Origin of the sequence: Mesorhizobium sp. Primo-A, assembly GCF_003997175.1 — a bacterium.
Lineage (GTDB): Bacteria > Pseudomonadota > Alphaproteobacteria > Rhizobiales > Rhizobiaceae > Mesorhizobium > Mesorhizobium ciceri.
Genome location: NZ_RZTG01000002.1, coordinates 271,614 through 288,712 on the forward strand (window position 1 = coordinate 271,614; position 17,099 = coordinate 288,712).

14 protein-coding genes and 1 tRNA gene are annotated in these 17,099 nt (G+C 61.7%); 6 read left to right on the plus strand and 9 right to left on the minus strand.

The features are described 5' to 3' along the window. Positions 1-52 precede the first annotated feature (52 nt). The gene (locus tag EOC83_RS04080) at positions 53-865 is read left to right on the plus strand and encodes an alpha/beta hydrolase (protein WP_063169964.1); all 813 of its coding nucleotides are present in this window, start codon (positions 53-55) and stop codon (positions 863-865) included. Between the two features lie 29 nt (positions 866-894). Beyond that, positions 895-1,875 (plus strand): GlxA family transcriptional regulator, encoded by a 981-nt coding sequence (locus tag EOC83_RS04085; protein ID WP_063169965.1) that lies wholly within the window; start codon positions 895-897, stop codon positions 1,873-1,875. Positions 1,876-1,924: 49 nt separating this feature from the next. On the opposite strand, the gene EOC83_RS04090 is transcribed toward EOC83_RS04085, so the two are convergent. Next, a tRNA-Thr gene (locus EOC83_RS04090) sits at positions 1,925-2,000 on the minus strand. A gap of 330 nt (positions 2,001-2,330) precedes the next feature. Between EOC83_RS04090 and EOC83_RS04095 the strand changes: the two genes are divergently transcribed. Further along, positions 2,331-3,470: a hypothetical protein gene (locus EOC83_RS04095; RefSeq protein ID WP_063169966.1), complete on the plus strand. Its 1,140-nt coding sequence runs from the start codon at positions 2,331-2,333 to the stop codon at positions 3,468-3,470. Between the two features lie 20 nt (positions 3,471-3,490). Here the strand turns inward: EOC83_RS04095 and EOC83_RS04100 are convergent, their stop codons facing one another. Both EOC83_RS04100 and EOC83_RS04105 read right to left on the minus strand, forming a co-directional pair. Beyond that, positions 3,491-5,092, minus strand: coding sequence for a cisplatin damage response ATP-dependent DNA ligase (locus tag EOC83_RS04100; RefSeq protein WP_063169967.1), 1,602 nt, complete (start codon positions 5,090-5,092; stop codon positions 3,491-3,493). A 4-nt stretch (positions 5,093-5,096) separates the two neighbouring features. After that, positions 5,097-6,107: a ligase-associated DNA damage response exonuclease gene (locus tag EOC83_RS04105; RefSeq protein ID WP_063169968.1), complete on the minus strand. Its 1,011-nt coding sequence runs from the start codon at positions 6,105-6,107 to the stop codon at positions 5,097-5,099. Between the two features lie 106 nt (positions 6,108-6,213). On the opposite strand from EOC83_RS04105, the gene EOC83_RS04110 reads away from it, so the two are divergent. From EOC83_RS04110 to EOC83_RS04120, 3 genes are all read left to right on the plus strand, one after another. Continuing rightward, positions 6,214-7,143, plus strand: coding sequence for a methyltransferase domain-containing protein (locus EOC83_RS04110; protein WP_063169969.1), 930 nt, complete (start codon positions 6,214-6,216; stop codon positions 7,141-7,143). 286 nt (positions 7,144-7,429) lie between these two features. Then, a complete protein-coding gene (locus EOC83_RS04115; RefSeq protein WP_063169970.1) occupies positions 7,430-7,792 on the plus strand; it encodes a hypothetical protein in 363 nt (120 codons plus the stop codon). A 63-nt stretch (positions 7,793-7,855) separates the two neighbouring features. Then, positions 7,856-8,383 carry an AAA family ATPase gene (locus EOC83_RS04120; RefSeq protein WP_063169971.1) on the plus strand — a complete coding sequence of 176 codons (528 nt, stop codon included), beginning with the start codon at positions 7,856-7,858 and terminating at the stop codon, positions 8,381-8,383. 13 nt (positions 8,384-8,396) lie between these two features. Here the strand turns inward: EOC83_RS04120 and EOC83_RS04125 are convergent, their stop codons facing one another. Genes EOC83_RS04125 through EOC83_RS04150 form a run of 6 tightly spaced genes read right to left on the minus strand, consistent with a single transcriptional unit; the run spans position 8,397 to position 17,011 of the window. Continuing rightward, positions 8,397-9,338 (minus strand): glyoxylate/hydroxypyruvate reductase A, encoded by a 942-nt coding sequence (locus tag EOC83_RS04125; RefSeq protein ID WP_063169972.1) that lies wholly within the window; start codon positions 9,336-9,338, stop codon positions 8,397-8,399. Between the two features lie 29 nt (positions 9,339-9,367). Further along, on the minus strand, positions 9,368-10,999 hold the full coding sequence (locus EOC83_RS04130; RefSeq protein ID WP_063169973.1) for an ABC transporter ATP-binding protein: 1,632 nt from the start codon (positions 10,997-10,999) through the stop codon (positions 9,368-9,370). Continuing rightward, positions 10,996-12,141, minus strand: coding sequence for an ABC transporter permease (locus EOC83_RS04135; protein ID WP_063169974.1), 1,146 nt, complete (start codon positions 12,139-12,141; stop codon positions 10,996-10,998). The genes EOC83_RS04130 and EOC83_RS04135 overlap by 4 nt, the downstream gene beginning before the upstream one ends. Then, positions 12,141-13,238, minus strand: coding sequence for a microcin C ABC transporter permease YejB (locus EOC83_RS04140; RefSeq protein WP_013527941.1), 1,098 nt, complete (start codon positions 13,236-13,238; stop codon positions 12,141-12,143). Before EOC83_RS04140 ends, EOC83_RS04135 begins: the two co-directional genes overlap by 1 nt. 30 nt (positions 13,239-13,268) lie before the next feature. Further along, positions 13,269-15,137: an extracellular solute-binding protein gene (locus EOC83_RS04145; protein ID WP_063169975.1), complete on the minus strand. Its 1,869-nt coding sequence runs from the start codon at positions 15,135-15,137 to the stop codon at positions 13,269-13,271. Next, entirely contained in the window at positions 15,137-17,011 is a 1,875-nt protein-coding gene (locus tag EOC83_RS04150) for an extracellular solute-binding protein (RefSeq protein WP_063169976.1), read from the minus strand. Before EOC83_RS04150 ends, EOC83_RS04145 begins: the two co-directional genes overlap by 1 nt. Between the last annotated feature and the right edge of the window lie 88 nt (positions 17,012-17,099).

A 17,099-nucleotide genomic window follows, 5' to 3' on the forward strand; every position in this document is an offset into this window, starting at 1 on the left:
GCCTTGGCACGATTTCCGCAATCATCATCATAGAGGTTATCAAGAGGCACCGATGCTGAAGCTAGATCAGTCGTTTCGTTTTGAAGGCCAGGACGTTGCGTGGGGCCGGATCGGGGAGGGCGCTCCCTTGGTGATGCTTCATGGAACGCCGTTTTCGTCACAAGTATGGCGCCGCATAGCGCCTCTCATAGCTTCACGCCGGACGGTCTATTTCTTCGATCTCCTCGGATATGGTCAATCCGCAAAGGCGGATGGTCAGGATGTGTCGCTAGGCGTGCAGAACAAACTTTTTGCCTCACTGTTGAAGGAGTGGGGCGTGAAGGAGCCTGACGTCCTTTGTCATGATTTTGGCGGCTCGACTGCACTTCGCACCCACTATCTTAACGATGTGCGGTATCGTAGCCTGTTGTTGGTCGACCCTGTGGCGGTCGCCCCTTGGGGCTCCGCCTTGGTGCAGCATGCGCGAAAGCATGAAGCCGCGTTTGCCGGCGCCCCCGATTACATTCACGAATCGATCTTGCGAGCGTACCTGCAAGGCGCGGCGTTCCAGACCCTTCGCAGCGAAGCTCTGGACCTCTATATGCAGCCTTGGCTTGGGCCCGTAGGCAAGCCGGCCTTCTATCGACAGATCGCCCAAATGGATCAAAAATTCACCGACGAAGTCGAAAAGCTTTATAGGCCGATGAATTTTCCCGTTCGAATTCTATGGGGTCGTGAAGACGAGTGGATCCCAATCGCGCAAGGACAGAAATTGTCCGAGAAGCTCACCAACGGGGTGATGACGGCCGTGCCTCAAGCAGGTCATCTCGTCCAGGAAGATGCGCCTGAAATGATCGTCGCGGCACTTTTCGATACGCTGCAGTAGTTCTCCGACCTAACCGGTGATGACGAGAGATGGCCAGAAAGTTTGCGTTTCTGCTGACGCGCCATTTTACGCTTTCGCCGTTTGCGCTTTTCGTCGACACGCTGCGGCTTGCGGGCGACGAGGATGATCGGAGTCGAAGAGTAGAGTTCGACTGGCAAGTGGTTGGCGAGCGTGGTTTGCCTATCCGCGCAAGTTGCGGCATCGAAGTGATGCCGACGAGAGAACTCCAGCACCCGGAGGAATACGACGATATCGTTGTCGTTGGCGGGCTTCTGAACACGGGCGATACTCTTGGAAGCCAGAAGGAAGCCTTCCTGCTAAAGGCCGCATCGCGCGGAGTTCGATTGACGGCGCTCTGCACAGCCAGTTTCGTACTCGCTCGATATGGATTGCTGGACGGCTACAACGTGTCCGTGAGCTGGCTCCACGTCAAAGATTTCCGTACCATGTTCCCGCAAGTCTTGGCACATGCGGATAGCCTGTTCTCCGTCGACAGAAGCCGCGCAACCTGCGCTGGCGGTGTCGGAGCGGCCGACCTGGCTGGTCATTTTGTGGCAGAGTCCATTGGTAAGAAAGCTAGCGAGAAAGCTGCCAAGATCCTTATTCTTGATCGGGTCAGGACGACCCGCGACGTCCAGCCCGTGGGAGATCTTTTCCCAAACGCCGAAAGTAGACAACTGAGGCGTGCCCTCCTTCTCATGGAGAGCAACGTCCAAGAAACGTTGGCTGTCAGCGACATTGCAAGATCGCTCAGCGTTTCGAGACGACAGCTTGAACGGTTGTTTTTTGCTGAAATCGGTAGGAGCCCACTGTCGGCATATCTCGCGATACGCGTGCACTACGCAAAGACGCTCCTCGAGGTTAGCGACCTAAACATGGGCGAGATTGGATTCCGCTGTGGCTTCAGCAATGCGGGACACTTCAGCCGCGCCTTCAAGCGCCAAACTGGCCTTACTCCCACCGACTTCAAGCAGTCCCGAGGCACGTCAGCCGTCCCATCTAGGTCGTGAGATGTTGGGGTTGCGGCCCCAAACGAATGGACGGCTGTGAACAAGTAAATGGTGCCGCTTGCGTGACTCGAACACGCGACCCCCGCATTACGAATGCGGTGCTCTACCAACTGAGCTAAAGCGGCCCGGGAAGCCAACGCCTCCAAGATGCGGCGGTGATAGACGCAACCGGGCGCGAATTCAAGATGCGACTTGGCAATTCCTGCGGCGGCGTCATGGCACCCTCGAAAGCCGGCCGCCGCCTTGTCCGCCAATCAATCGCCAAGGGATGCGGCGCACGGTACGTGCGCTCTCCGCGCGTGAAAATCGGTGAAACATGCTGATTTTGTTGCCGGAACAGCGCCGGAATGGACTTTGCATACCTCTGCGAGGCAGAATGCGCCGCTCGCCCGTTGATTGATTGGTCGCCTGCGGCTAACGATCACGGCAAGGTAGGCAAAGACAGAGGGACCCGCTTGGACGCGATCGAAAAAGCGATCCGGAACGCCTTGGAGAAAGGCAATGCCGAGGACCGCGCGTTCCGCGAGAGGGTCTATCGCTCGGCTTTTGCCGCGCTTGATCGCGCGCTCCAGGCCAATCCCGGTGTGACCGTTGAGGTCGCCATCAAGCGCCGCAAGGCAATCCAGGCGAAAATCACCGAAATCGAATCCGAGTTCCTGCCGGCGGTGCCGGATGTCGGCCCGCAGGGCGATGCACCGGCGGTCGAACTCGGAGCGGACTCGGCGCCCGCGGTCGAAACCGGCCGACAGGCATCGTCCCCCGATGTCGTCGTCGACGGCCCCGTGCAATCCGCTGCCGATGCGCCGCGCTCGCGCGTCCTGCCCGTCGTTCCCGACATCATGCCGGACGCCACGCTTCCCGATGCTCCGGCCATCGACATGTCGGTTCCGGCCTCGGCCGGCGCGACCACGGAAGTGGCGCCCGACCGCGATGAACGACGCATAAGAGGGCGTCGCCTGCCGCTGACCGCCATCTTCCTGACCGTGACACTGCTGGCAGCAGTTGGCATCGGCCTGTTCTTCGCCGTGCAGACCGGCGTCTTCAAGACGTCGGCGCAGCTCGATACCGCCCCGCCTGAAGCGCCGCCGACCGTCGAGGACGACGATTTCACACCGGCCGACGGCGGTCCGGCAAAGCCCGGCGCCGCCGACCAGTCGCGCGACTGGATCAATGTGTTTTCGCCGGCCGATGCATCGCATGTCAGCGCGCCGTCGGACGCCAGGGCCGAGGTGATGAAGGACGATACCGGTTCGTTCCTGCGCATCCGTTCCGGCGCGTCCGGTTCGGCGATCAGCTTCGACGTCGGACAAGGCGTGCTGGAGAAACTGGCCGGCAAACATGCCGTGTTCGACATCATTGCCCGTTCCGAGGAAGGCAAGGAGACGCAGATTTCCGTCGACTGCAATTTCGGCGAACTCGGCGACTGCGGCCGCAAGCGCTACGCAGTCGGCCAGCAGCAGAACGAATATCTGTTCGACGTGCAGTTTCCCGACAAGCATCCGGGCTCGGCCGGCACCATTGCCATCAATTCCGACTTCGACAAGCAGGGCAAGGCCGCCGACATCTACGAAATCCGCGTTTCGATCGAGCCATAGCGAACCCTGCACGCGCGAAATTAGCGGTCGAGCAGCGCCTGCAGCGTTTCGATGCGGTCGGCCTCGTTGGCCGGCTTGTCCCAGCGCAATCGCGAAATGCGGGGAAAGCGCATGGCGACGCCGGATTTGTGCCGGGTCGAGCGGTTCAGTCCTTCGAAGGCGACTTCCAGCACCAGGCCATTGTCGCGGTCGGCGCGCACCGAGCGCACCGGGCCGAAACGCTCGACCGTGTTGTCGCGGACATATTTGTCGATCTGCTTCAGCTCCTCGTCGGTGAAGCCGAAATAGGCCTTGCCGACCGGCACCAGCTCCTCCTCGCCTTCGGCACCGGACCAGACACCGAACGTATAGTCGGAGTAGAAGCTCGAGCGCTTGCCGTGGCCGCGCTGCGCATACATCAGCACCGCGTCCACTGTGTGCGGATCGCGTTTCCACTTGAACCACGGACCTTTCGGCCGGCCGGCGACATAGGCTGAGTCCCAGCGCTTCAGCATGACGCCTTCGATGATCGGATGCGGCGGCGCCCGGCGCAGTTCCTCCAGCGTTTGCCAGTCCGTGAAGTCGACGAATGGCGACAGATCGAAACGGCTCGGGTCGAGTGTCGCGACAAAGCTTTCCAGCCGGCCGCGCCGTTCGCGAAACGGCAGCGCGCGCAAATCCTCGCCGCCGACCTGGAGCAGATCGTAGCAGCGCATGAAGGCCGGGTATTGCTGCTGCATCTTCGGTGCCACCGTCTTGCGATTCAGCCGTTGCTGCAGATCGGAGAAGGTTCCCGTCGCCTCCCGGGGATCGCCGACAAGCAGTTCGCCGTCCAGCGTTGCGGAAAAATGCATGGCCTCGGCGAGGTCCGGAAAGGCGCCCGAAACGTCATCGCCGGTGCGCGAATAGAGCCGGCGGATGCCGCCCTCCGCCACCGCCTGGACACGGATGCCGTCCCATTTCCATTCGGCGGCATAATCCGCCGGATCGAGCTTTTCGAGATCGCCGTCGCCGACCGGGTTCGACAGCATCACCGGGCGAAACAATGCCAACGCCGTGTTCCTGGGCTTTTCGGCCTTGCCTTCCAGCCAGGCGAACAACGCTGTGTAAGGCGGTGACAGCCCGTGCCAGAGCTCCTCGATCTCCGCGACCTCGACCTTGCCGAAATCCGCCAGCGCCTGTTTGGCCAGACGCGCCGACACGCCGATGCGCAGGCCGCCGGTGACCAGCTTGATGATGGCAAAGCGTGCCGAGATGCCGGCGCTGTCGAGCAGCCCTGCCAGCACCTTCGGTCCGTCGGAGCGGCTTGCCGCCTGCAGCTTGGCGACGACCTCGCCAAGCGTCGGCTCGCGGTTCGGGGTGTTTCCGGGCGTTTGCGGCCAGACCAGCGACACCGTTTCGGCGAGATCGCCGACATAGTCGTAGGAATAGCCGAACAGCACCGGATCCATGCGCTCGGTGACGAGCATGCGCAGCATCGCCGGCTTGACCGCGGCGATGTGGAGATCGCCAGTGATGGCAGCCAGCGCCAGGCCGCGATCGGGATCCTCGACGCTGCGGAAATAGTCGGTCAGCAAGGTCAGCTTGCCATTGCGCGACGGCGTCAGCACCAGGCGGTCGAGAAGTTCGGCGAAGCGGTTCATGGCTTCAATCGCCCTCGTCCTCGTAGCCCACCAGGTGCAGTGGCTTTGCCGCGATGCCTTCGAGTTCGCACCAGCGGACCAGCGCCTCCTCGCGGCCATGCGTCACCCAGACCTCTTCGGCTCCGGTCTCCTTGATGGTGGCGGTCAGCTCATCCCAGTCGGCATGGTCCGAGATGATCAGCGGCAGTTCGATGCCGCCCTGCTTGGCGCGCTGGCGGATGCGCATCCAGCCTGACGCAAAGCACGAGATCGGATCGGGAAACCGCCGCGCCCAGCGATCCGCGAAGGCCGAAGGCGGGCCGACGACGATGGCGCCGGCAAAATCATCCTTGCCGCCGCTTTCGACGGTCGCCGGTTCGAGGGTGCCGAGATCGATGCCTTGGCTCTGGTAGTACTCACTGAGTTTGGCCAGCGCGCCATGGATGTAGAGTGGCCTGTCGTAGCCGGCGTCGCGCAACAGCCGCATCACCCGTTGCGCCTTGCCCAGCGCATAGGCGCCGACCAGATGCGAGCGTTCAGGGAACTGCGCGGCCGATTTCAGCAGGCGGGCGATTTCTTCGGTGTCCGGGGGATGGCGAAACACCGGCAGGCCGAACGTCGCTTCGGTGATGAACACATCGCACGGGATCGGCTCGAATGGCGCGCAGGTCGCGTCCCTCTGCCGCTTGTAGTCGCCGGAAGCGACGATGCGCGTGCCCTGATGCTCGACCGCTATCTGCGCCGAGCCCAGCACATGGCCGGCCGGATGGAAGCTGACGCTGACGCCATCGAGGGCAATCGTCTCACCCAGTTGTGCCGCTTGCGTCGTGCCAGCGAAACCCTCGCCGTAGCGCAGCCCCATAATGTCGAGCGTCTGCTGCGTCGCCAGCACCGAGCGGTGGCCGGAACGCGCGTGGTCGGAATGGCCATGCGTGATCAGTGCCCTGTTGACCGGCCGAACCGGGTCGATGAAGAAATCGCCCGGCGGGCAATAGAGGCCCTCGGGCCGGGGATGAAGCAGAACACTGGTGCGCATGGTCTCCAAGATAGGATATAATTCCGCGGCGGGAAGCCTGTTGTAAGTCACTGCTGACTCCCGCATAGAGCACCGCCGGCTCGATCCGCCGGCAGGACCCGCCGCCATGAAACCGCTTCAGGCCTCGTCAGGCGACTTGAACGCCGATCGCCGCGCCGACTATGCCGAGATGCTGCACGCGGATGGCGATCATGCGGCGGCGGCGGAATTGCTGCTCGGTGCGCTGGAAATAACGCCGCAATGGGCGATGGGCTGGTTTCGTCTCGGCGAGATGCAGCAGGCGGCGGGCGCGGCGGATCTGGCCGCACAGGCGTGGACGATGTCGTTGCAACTCGATCCATCGGATCGTCAAGGCGCTGCACTGAACCTGCAATTGATCGGCAAGGCGCCGGCGGTCGATGCGCTCCCCAGCGCCTTCGTCGAGACCTTGTTCGACCATTATGCCGAGAGCTTCGACGAGTCCCTGGTCGGCAGGCTGGGTTACCGCCTGCCTGGGATGCTCGACCAGGCCATTCGAGCGGCAAGGCCGGGCCGCTTCGCGCTGGCGCTCGATCTCGGCTGCGGCACAGGCCTGATGGGGCAGAGGCTGCGGCCGATCGCCGACCGGCTGGAGGGGTATGACATTTCGGCCAAAATGCTGAGAAAGGCGCGGGCCAAGGGCGTCTACGATTTCCTCGATAAGGCTGATCTGCGGGATTTTCCCTATGCCGGTCCGAAAGCCGATCTGGTGACGGTGGCCGATGTTTTCATCTATGTCGGTGCGCTGGGCGGCGTGGTGAAGACGATTGCCGGCTTGCTGGCCACGGATGGCCTGTTCGCGTTTTCCGTCGAGACGCTGGCTGGCGATGGCGATTTCGCGCTGCTGCCGTCACGCCGCTATGCGCATGCGCAACGCTATGTGCTCGACGTGCTGGCCGCCAACGGGCTTTCGGTCCTGTCACTGGAACCAACCGCGATCCGGCAGGATCGCGGGGAACACGTCAACGGGTTGGTCGTTGTGGCCAGGGCTCCGAACTCAGCTGAACAAAAGACCTGACGACAGCCGGTCGGCGGTGTCGGCAGCTTTTCGTCGGGTGCGATAGGAATTTTTTCTTGACGCCCTGCCCTCAGCTATGGTACATTTTCGCTCATGGTGCTGATTTGCGCCAGTGACCCGCCGCACAGGCGGGTTTTTCGTTTGATGCTCCGTCAGCCACGCGCCTGCGGAGGGGCAGCCTCGCCGCCTCGCAAATATTCCTGCTGTGAAAAAGTCCGATTTGCATGCGCGACTGATATTTGCGATCTGCTCGCGTCAGGGCGGGATATCAGGAGGAGCATAGCCGATGCGCTGGAACATGATGATCTTGGCCTCTTGCCTGCTGACCGCCGGCTGTGTCGGCGGCACGTCGATGTCGGAACAGCAGGATGCGAACGTCCAGTCCTCCCTGCAATACGACACCGTGCCGTGCGACCAGTTGCTGGCGCAGCGCAACGGGTTGGCGCAGCAATACAACCTGCCGATCAAGGCCAAGCCGACCTTCTCCAATCCGGCGATGGGCTTCGGCCCGTTCACGCCGGACATGCGCTCCAAGGCCAAGCGCGATACCGACAAGGCGAGCGGTGAGATCGATGCCATGAACCGGTCGATCGACCGACGCGACTGCGGCCAGCCGGAGAAGCAGAAGAAGATCGCTCTGCCTGGCTAGAGGTCGGAGGCGGCTACGGGTCGAGAATCGCAGGCAACAAACCACCTTGCAGGGCACGATCGGATGCATCTCTCGGAGCTCGGGGACCGCATATGTATCTTGGGGCCGTCCAACAGTGGCAAGTCGACCCTCGCCGACGCGATTGCCCGCAAGCGTGATCTGGCGACTGTTCACCTCGATCAGCTCTTCCATCTCCCGAACACGGATTGGGAAGCGCGCCCAAGGGACGAATTCATTGCCTTGCACGACGCCGCAATCGCCGGAGAGCGTTGGGTGATGGATGGGAATTATTCGGTAGGTATGCCGCAACGTTTTCGGCGGGCGACGGGATTGATCCTGTTGGACATTTCCACACCCGCAAGTTTGTTGCGCTATTTTCGCCGGACGTTGTTGGAGCGGGAGAGGCGCGGTGCCTTGGAGGGCGGGCGCGACAGCGTCAAATGGGATATGATCCGCCATATCACTGTCGCCACGCCGAAAAATCGCAAACGCTACCTGGCTATGTTCGAGCAGATTGATCTGCCAAAGGTGCAGTTATCGTCACTGCGGGCAATCAAGAAGTGCTTCCGGGAGTGGGACCTGGCCCGATGAGGCCTTGTCCTGGCTAATACCCTGCATCGCGGTCCACCAGATTGTCGAGCTTTTCGCCGCGTTCGAAGGCGTCCATCTGGCGCAGCATGATCGGCGCCAGATGCACCGGATCGGAGGTCGCCGCCGCGTGTGGCGTCACGAACACTTTCGGATGCCCCCACAGCGGACTGGTCTTCGGCAGCGGTTCGACCTCGAACACGTCGAGGCTTGCCTCCTTCAACGTGCCGTCATCCAGCGCCCGCAAAATGTCGGCATCCTTCTGCAGGCGGCCACGCCCGGCATTGATCAGCACCGAGCCGCCGAGGCCGTTGCGTTTCCGCAGCTCCTTCAGCACGCCGTAGTTGATGATGCCCTTGGTCTCCGGCGTCAGCGGCAGAAGCACCACCAGGATGTCGGTTGCCTTGAGGAAGGGGATCAATCCAGCTTCGCCGGAATAGGTCGCGACGCCTTGCATGGCCTTGTCGGTGCGCGACCAGCCATTGACGGCAAAGCCGAGCGAGAGCAGCACCGAGGCCGCGGCGCGGCCGAGACTGCCGAGGCCCATGATGCCGACCGAAATGTCACCGGCAGGCCTCTGCTGCGGCTCATGCCAGATCTTCTTCGACTGCTGCGACCGGTAGAGCAGGCCCTGGCGGTGATGGTCGAGCACCCGCCAGACGACATATTCCGTCATGTACTGGGTGAGGTTGTCGGCAACGATTTTGACGATCGGCACGTCGGGCAGGCCGGGATCGGCGAAGATATGGTCGACGCCGGCGCCGATCGAGAAGATGGCGCGCAGATTGGGCAGCGACGCCAGGATGTTCGGCTTCTGCTTCCATACAACGGCATAGGTGATCGAGGGGTCGCTGGCGCCGTCCGGCTCCAGCACCACCTCGCGTTCGGCCGACAGCAGGTCGCGCCAGCGCTGCGGATGAAAGCCGGTGACGGCAAGCAGGATGCGGCCTTTTTCCATTGCGGTCCTTTAGTCCCTCTTTACGCAAATCACTCGCTGACGATGCCGACCGGTGCCGTCTCGATCTTGAAGGCGGCCGAGATCAGCGCCCGAGTATAGTCGGTTTGCGGATTTTCAAAAATCTGCTGGGAAGGGCCGGCTTCGACGATCCTGCCATTGCGCATGACGATGACGTCGTTGGCGAGCGCCCGGATGACTTTCAAATCATGGCTGATGAAGAGATAGGCGAGATCGTGCTTGGCCTGCAGGCTGCGCAGCAGGTCGACGACCTGCGCCTGCACGCTCATGTCGAGTGCCGATGTCGGCTCGTCCAGCATGACGAAGCGCGGGTTGAGCACCATGGCGCGTGCGATGGCAACGCGCTGGCGCTGGCCGCCGGAAAACTCGTGCGGGTAGCGGTTGCGGGTCGCCGGATCGAGCCCAACCTCCTTCAGCACGGCGGCCACCTTGTCGTCGCGCTCGTCGGGCGACAGCTTCGGCTCGTGGATCTTGAGGCCTTCCTCGATGATCTCGGCGATCGACATGCGCGGGCTGAGCGAGCCGAACGGATCCTGGAAGACGATCTGCAATTCGCGCCTGAGCGGCCGCATTGCATTGAAGGACAGCTGGTTGATGTCGCGACCGTTGAACTGGATCATGCCGGTCGACGAGATCATGCGCGCCAGCGCCAAGCCGAGCGTCGTCTTGCCGGAGCCGGATTCGCCGACCACGCCGAGCGTCTGGCCGGCGCGCACGGTGACATCGATGCCGTCCACTGCCTTCACATTGTCGACGGTGCGGCGGAAGAAGCCCTGCTTGATCGGGAACCAGACCTTTATGTCCTTGCCGGTCATGACGGGCTTGGCGTCGGCATTGGCGGCCGGCGGCTTGCCCTTCGGCTCGGCCGCCAGCAGATGCCTTGTGTAGGCATGCTGCGGATTGGCGAAGATCTCCTTGGTCGGGCCGGTCTCGACGATCTTGCCCTTGGTCATCACGCAGACGCGGTCGGCAATCTTGCGCACGATGCCGAGATCATGGGTGATGAACAGCATCGACATGCCCTTGCGGCTCTTCAAGCCGGCCAGCAGTTCGAGGATCTGCGCCTGAACGGTGACGTCGAGCGCCGTCGTCGGCTCGTCGGCGATCAGCAGTTCGGGCTCGTTGGCCAGCGCCATGGCGATCATCACGCGCTGGCGCTGGCCCCCGGACAACTGGTGTGGATAGGCATCGAGGCGCTTGTGCGGATCGCGGATGCCAACCTCGTTGAGCAGGGCCAGGGTGCGCTCCTTGGCGGGGCGGTCGGCCATGCCTTGGTGCAGCTTCAGGATCTCGACGATTTGATGCTCGATCGTGTGCAGCGGATTGAGCGAGGTCATCGGCTCCTGGAAGATCATGGTGATCTTGTTGCCGCGCACCTGCCGCAACTGCTTCTCGCTCATCGCCAGCAGGTCGTTGCCCTGGAACACGATCTTTCCCGAGGGGTGGCTGGCGCTTGGATAGGGCAAAAGCTTCAGCACCGAAAGCGCCGAGACCGATTTGCCGGAGCCGGATTCGCCGACCAGCGCCACCGTCTCGCCCTTGGCGATGTCGAACGAGATGTGGTCGACAGCCGTCGACTGGCCGCCGCCCTGGCTGAAGGCGACGCTGAGGTCCTGTACGCTGAGCAAGGGGGCTTCGCTCATCTGAACGTCTTGCGCGGATCGAAGGCGTCGCGCGTCGCCTCGCCGACGAAGACCAGCAGGGACAGCATCAGCGAGATGACGACGAAGCCGGAAATGCCGAGCCACGGCGCATTGAGGTTGCGCTGCGCCTGCTTGAGCAATTCGCCGAGCGAGGCGGAGCCGGGCGGCAGGCCAAAGCCGAGATAGTCGAGCGAGGTCAGCGTCGAGATCGAGCCCGAGAGCAGGAAGGGCATGAAGGTCAATGTCGCCACCATGGCATTAGGCAGCAGGTGCCGGAACATGATGGTGCGGTTGGGCACGCCGAGCGCCCGGGCCGCGTTGACATATTCGAAATTGCGGGCGCGCAGGAACTCGGCCCGCACCACGCCGACCAGCGCCACCCAGGAGAACAGCAGCATCAGGCCGAGCAGGATGAAGAAGCCCGGCGGCAGGATGGCGGCGACGATGAGCAGGAGATAGAGCACCGGGATGGCGGACCAGATCTCGATGAAACGCTGGAACAAGAGATCCGTCCAGCCGCCGAAATAACCTTGCACGGCGCCGGCCGCGACGCCGATCAAGGCCGAGCCGGCGGTCAGGATCAGGCCGAACAGCACCGAAATGCGGAAGCCGTAGATGACGCGCGCCAGCACGTCGCGCGCCTGGTCGTCGGTGCCCAACCAATTCCAGTTGCCGACGATGCAGGCGGGGTCGGCAGCACCCTGCGGATACTGGTTGCAGCGTGTCTTGGCGTCATACTGCCACGACGGCCTGGCCGGTGCTGCTTCGGGAATAGCGTTGTTGACCGTCTGATAGGAGTAGCGCACCGGCGGCCAGATCATCCAGCCATTGGCGTTGATCTCGTCCTGGATGACCGGATCGCGATAATCGGTGACGGCATAGAAGCCGCCGAATTTTTCCTCGGGGTAGGCGACCAGCACCGGAAACAGGATTTCGCCCTTGTAGGAAGCGATGATCGGCTTGTCGTTGGCGATGAACTCGGAAAACAGCGACAGCACGAACAGGACGAGGAAGATCCACAGCGACCAGTAGCCGCGGCGGTTGGCTTTGAAGTTCTGCAGGCGGCGCTTGTTGAGCGGCGACAGAAACGGCCGCTTGATCCGCGCGGGTGCCGCGTTGACGGGGACTGTAGCCTCCGACATCAGACGTCTCTCCGCTCGAAATCGATGCGCGGATCGACCCAGGTGTAGAGCAGGTCGGACAAGAGCCCGACGAACAGCCCCAGCAGCGAGAAGATGTAGAGATTGGCGAACACCACCGGATAGTCGCGCTCGACCACCGACCGGAAGCCGAGCAGACCGAGGCCATCGAGGGAGAAGATGTTCTCGATCAGCAGCGAGCCGGTGAAGAAGGCCGAGATGAAGGCGCCGGGAAAACCGGCGATGACGATCAGCATGGCGTTGCGGAAGACGTGGCCGTAGAGCACCTGCCGTTCCGACAGACCCTTGGCCCGCGCCGTCACCACATACTGTTTGCGGATTTCTTCGAGGAACGAGTTCTTGGTCAGCAGCGTCGTGGTGGCGAAGGCCGACAGCACCAGCGCGGTCAGCGGCAATGTCATGTGCCAGAAATAGTCGACGATCTTTCCCCACCACGACAATTGATCCCAATTGTCCGAGGTGAGGCCGCGCAACGGAAACCAGTCCCAGAAAGACCCGCCGGCAAACAGCACCATCAGCATGATGCCGAACAGGAAGCCCGGAATGGCATAGCCGACAATGACGACGCCGCTGGTCCAGACGTCGAAGGGAGTGCCGTCCTTGACCGCCTTGCGGATGCCGAGCGGGATCGAGATCAGGTAGGACAACAGCGTGATCCACAGCCCGATCGAGATCGACACCGGCATTTTTTCCAGGATCAGGTCGAGCACCGAAATGTCGCGGAAATAGCTGTCGCCGAAATCGAAGCGGGCATAGTTCCACAGCATCATGCCGAAGCGCTCGAGCGGCGGCTTGTCGAAGCCGAACTGCTTTTCCAGCTTCTTGATGAATTCCGGATCGAGCCCCTGCGCACCGCGATATTTCGAGCTGACGTCACCGGCGGCATCGAAATTGCCGCCGGCACCCGCGTCGCCGCCACCACCGCCGAGGCGGTCGCTGCCGCCCTGATTGGTCAGCCGGGCGATGACCTGTTCGACCGGACCGCCGGGGGCGAACTGGATGACGGCGAAGGATATCGCCATGATGCCGAACAGCGTCGGGATCATCAAAAGGATGCGGCGCAGGATATAGGCGCCCATCAGGCCTTCTGCCCTCGTTGAGCGAACATCTCAGCCTTTGCCAATTCTTGCCGCCTTGCCCTTATCGAACCACCACAGCGTCTCGACCGGAAAGCCGAAATCAGGCTTCTGTTCGACAAAGCCGAACATGTCCCAATAGGCGACGCGGTGATTCGCCAGATAGTATGTTGGAATCCAGTCCAGCCGCGCGCGCAAGACCCGGTCGAGCGCTCTGAGCGCCGTGACGAGTTCTATACGGTCTTTCGCCTTGGCTGCTGCCGCGATCAGGGCGTCGATGGCCTTGCTTTCGGTGCCGGGATAGTTGCGCTGCCCCGGGATTTTCGCCATGCGGGAATCATAGAGCATCTGCAGGCTGTCGTCAGTCGGCGTCGCCCCGATCGACCAATGCAGCAAGGCAAGATCGAAGTCGTAATTGCTGTGCCGCTGCTCATACTGCGCCGAATCGATTTGCCGGATCGATGCGTCGATCCCGATCGCCTTCATATTCTCCGACCACGGGGTGTAGATACGAACGATGCCATCGTCCTCCGCCAGCATTTCGACCCGCAGCCGCTCACCCTTGTCATTGACGACGAAACTGCCGTCGCGCTTCCAGCCGGCTTGCGCAAGCAATCTCGAAGCCTCGCCCAGCAGCTTGCGGTCATGGCCCGAACCGTCGGACAGGGGCTGTGTTACCGCTTCACCGAAAACCTCTGGCGGCAACTCGGCCCGGAATGGCTCCAGCAGGGCCAATTCGTCAGGCGAGGGCAGGCCTTCGGCCTTGTAATCCGATCGTTCGAAGTTCGATTGAGAGCGCTCGTAGGAGCCGTAAAACAAGGCCCGCTTCATCCATTCGAAATCGAAGCATCTGGCGATCGCCCGCCGCACCCGCTCATCGCGGAATTGCGGACGACGCTGGTTCAGCGCGACGCTCTGCATGTCTGGCGTCTTCTCGCCGGGAAATTCCCGTTTGAGGACCTTGCCGTCCTTCAGCGCCGGAAAGTCGTATCCGGTCGCCCATACCCGTGAGGTGAATTCCTCGCGAAAATGCGTGTCGCCTTTCTTGAAGGCCTCGAATGCCGCCTGCCGGTCAAGATAGAAGTCGATGCGGATGCGGTCGAAATTGTAGAGGCCGCGGTTCACCGGGAGATCGCGGCCCCAATAGTCGGCGACGCGGTCATATTCGACCGTCTGTCCGGCCGCCACGCGTCCAATCTTGTAGGGACCCGAGCCAAGCGGCGGCGTCATGGTCGAAGCATCGAAATCATTGGCCGTATAAAATGCCTTGGAGACGATCGGCATCCCCACGATCGCAAGGACGTTTTGCGCCGACTGCTTGCCGTTGAGGGTGAGATCGACGGTGGTGGGATCGACCGCAACCACGTCGGTCATGTACCGCAACGCCTGGGAAAGGTTCGGATGGCCCTTGTCCTTATAGAGCTTCAGCGCAAAGACAACGTCTTGCGCGGTCAGCGGCGAGCCGTCGTGGAAACGCGCTTGCGGTCGCAGCACGAAGCGGAAACCGTTGCGGTCTGGCGACAGGGTAACGGTTTCGGCAAGCAGGCCATAGACTGCATCCGGCTCATCGAGCGCGCTTGTCATCAGCGAATCGAAACAGAGTTCGGCGCGCGGCGGCGCCTCCCCCTTCAACACCAGGAAATTCAACGTGTTGAAGGTCAGGAAGCTCTGATTGAGGGTTGCGTTCGGCGGCGCGAAATTCATCTGGCCGCCCTTGGGCGCGTCCGGATTGACGTAGTCGAAATGCGCGAAATCGGGCTTGTATTTGAGGTCGCCGAAGGCCGACAGGCCATGCAGCTTGATGCCAGTCGCAATGTCGGCGAAGGCCCGGCCGGGCAACAGGGCAGCGGCTGCCGCGGCACTGCCCAGGGCGAGAAAGTCGCGGCGGGGCAGGGCCGCCATCAATTGCCGCCCTTGTATTTGGCCGCCAGCGCCTTCTCCTTGTCCGGGTCGATCCACCAGGAATCGATGTCGGGACCCAAGTAAGTCGGCTGTTTTTCCGGGATGCCGAATTTGTTCCAGTAGGCCAGCCAGGTTACTGATCGGGTGAATTGCGGGACGCAATAGAAATTCCACAACAGAACCCGGTCGAGCGCATGAGTGGCGGCGAGCAGGTCGTCGCGATCCGTCGCGAAGATAACGCGTTCAACCAGTGCGTCGACCACTGGGTCCTTGATCCCCGCGTAATTTCGTGAGCCCGGTGTATCGGCTGCCTTCGAACTCCAGTACTCGCGTTGTTCATTGCCCGGCGAGTCCGACTGCGGCAGCCGAGAGGTTATGACGTCGTAGTCGAAATTGTTGACGCGAGCGATGTACTGGCTGGTATCGACTATCCTGAACGAAGCCGAGATGCCGATCTTTCCCAGCATATTTACAAATGGATTGACCGTTTGTTCGGCGCCCTGGTCGAAGCCCAGAATCTCGACGGTAAAAGGCTCCCCGCTTTTCTCATTGGTCATACGGCCATTCTGGATTTTCCAACCCGCCGCCGCAAACAGATCGATCGCTTCGCGCAGGTACGACCGCTCGGCCTTCGGGCTATCGAAGACCGGAAGCTTGAACTCCTGGGTAAACAGTTCTGGCGGGAGCTTGCCCTTGTATTGATTGAGGATCTCCAATTCTTTGCCCCGCGGCAGTCCGCTCGAAGCAAGTTCGCTGCCCATGAAATAGCTGTTGGAGCGGGTGTTGAGGCCGAAGGATTGGGTGCGGTTCAAGGTTTCGAAGTCGAAGGCGTAACCGAGCGCCTCGCGCACGCGCCGATCCTGGAACTTTGTCCGTCGCGTGTTCAGCATGAAACCTTGCATCGAGGCGAGTGATGTCGCCTTGAACTCCCGCTTGATGACATCGCCGGCTTTGAGAGCCGGAAAATTGTAGCGCGTCATCCATAATCGCGCACTGTTTTCAGCCTGGATGTCCTCATATCCGCCTTTGGTGAAGGCTTGCCACGCGGCGTTGTCATCGAGAATGTAGGTGTAGCGTCTGGTGTCGTAGTTGTTGCGCCCGACATTGATGGCCAGATCGGCGGCCCAGAAGTCCGGAACGCGTCGCCAGACGACTTCCGAACCAGGTTTGAAGCTCTCGATCTTGTAGGGTCCAGAGCCGAGCGGGATTTCAAGGCTTGGCTGGGTGATGTCGCGCTTCTTGCCGTTGGCATCGGTGCCTTCCCACCAGTGCTTCGGCAGCACCACCACATCCGCCATGATCAGCGGTAACTCGCGATTACCCTTCTGATCAAAACGGAACTCGACTTCCCGATCTGAAACGGCGACCGCCTCGGTGACGTTGGCGAAATAGCGGTTGAACTGCGGACTTTCCTTTTTGAGAAAGTTAAATGACCAAATCACGTCATCCACGGTGATCGGTTGGCCATCATGCCATCTGGCACGCGGGTCGAGCCGATAAGTTGCGGATGAAAAATCGGCTGGGTACTTGTAGGCGTCTGCTATCTCGGGATGGTTGACGCTGCCCTCGTCAAGGGATTTCGCCATCAGCGACTGGTAGAGGAGCCCACCCTGATAGTTCAATCCTGCGGCAGGGGTGCCGCGTGCGATGAAAGGATTGAAGCTGTCGAAGGTGCCGAGTTCCACCGAGTTCAGCGTGCCGCCCTTGGGCGCGTTCGGATTGACGTAATCGTAGTGCTGGAAATTGGCGCCGTATTTGGACTCGCCGATCAGCGATGAGGTGGTGCGCCATTCGTCGGCGCGGGCAGCCTGCAATCCCGCCGCCAGAAGGGCTGCCGCCAGCAACGACTTGAGAAGCGTTCGGCCAACCGTCATGCACTATCCTCTTCGCGATGCCCGTTCATGGGCAATCTAGATGATTTGGCGCTCGTGAAAACCGTCATGCGCGGCTTTGTCGCCGCCT

Excerpts from the sequence above, each read along its gene's own strand:
- EOC83_RS04145 (WP_063169975.1), bottom strand. The coding sequence starts at position 15,137 with ATGGCGGCCCTGCCCCGCCGCGACTTTCTCGCCCTGGGCAGTGCCGCG.
- EOC83_RS04100 (WP_063169967.1), bottom strand. The coding sequence starts at position 5,092 with ATGAACCGCTTCGCCGAACTTCTCGACCGCCTGGTGCTGACGCCGTCG.
- EOC83_RS04150 (WP_063169976.1), bottom strand. The coding sequence starts at position 17,011 with ATGACGGTTGGCCGAACGCTTCTCAAGTCGTTGCTGGCGGCAGCCCTT.
- EOC83_RS04085 (WP_063169965.1), top strand. The coding sequence starts at position 895 with ATGGCCAGAAAGTTTGCGTTTCTGCTGACGCGCCATTTTACGCTTTCG.
- EOC83_RS04135 (WP_063169974.1), bottom strand. The coding sequence starts at position 12,141 with ATGTCGGAGGCTACAGTCCCCGTCAACGCGGCACCCGCGCGGATCAAG.
- EOC83_RS04130 (WP_063169973.1), bottom strand. The coding sequence starts at position 10,999 with ATGAGCGAAGCCCCCTTGCTCAGCGTACAGGACCTCAGCGTCGCCTTC.
- EOC83_RS04110 (WP_063169969.1), top strand. The coding sequence starts at position 6,214 with ATGAAACCGCTTCAGGCCTCGTCAGGCGACTTGAACGCCGATCGCCGC.
- EOC83_RS04120 (WP_063169971.1), top strand. The coding sequence starts at position 7,856 with ATGCATCTCTCGGAGCTCGGGGACCGCATATGTATCTTGGGGCCGTCC.
- EOC83_RS04125 (WP_063169972.1), bottom strand. The coding sequence starts at position 9,338 with ATGGAAAAAGGCCGCATCCTGCTTGCCGTCACCGGCTTTCATCCGCAG.
- EOC83_RS04140 (WP_013527941.1), bottom strand. The coding sequence starts at position 13,238 with ATGGGCGCCTATATCCTGCGCCGCATCCTTTTGATGATCCCGACGCTG.
- EOC83_RS04115 (WP_063169970.1), top strand. The coding sequence starts at position 7,430 with ATGCGCTGGAACATGATGATCTTGGCCTCTTGCCTGCTGACCGCCGGC.
- EOC83_RS04080 (WP_063169964.1), top strand. The coding sequence starts at position 53 with ATGCTGAAGCTAGATCAGTCGTTTCGTTTTGAAGGCCAGGACGTTGCG.
- EOC83_RS04105 (WP_063169968.1), bottom strand. The coding sequence starts at position 6,107 with ATGCGCACCAGTGTTCTGCTTCATCCCCGGCCCGAGGGCCTCTATTGC.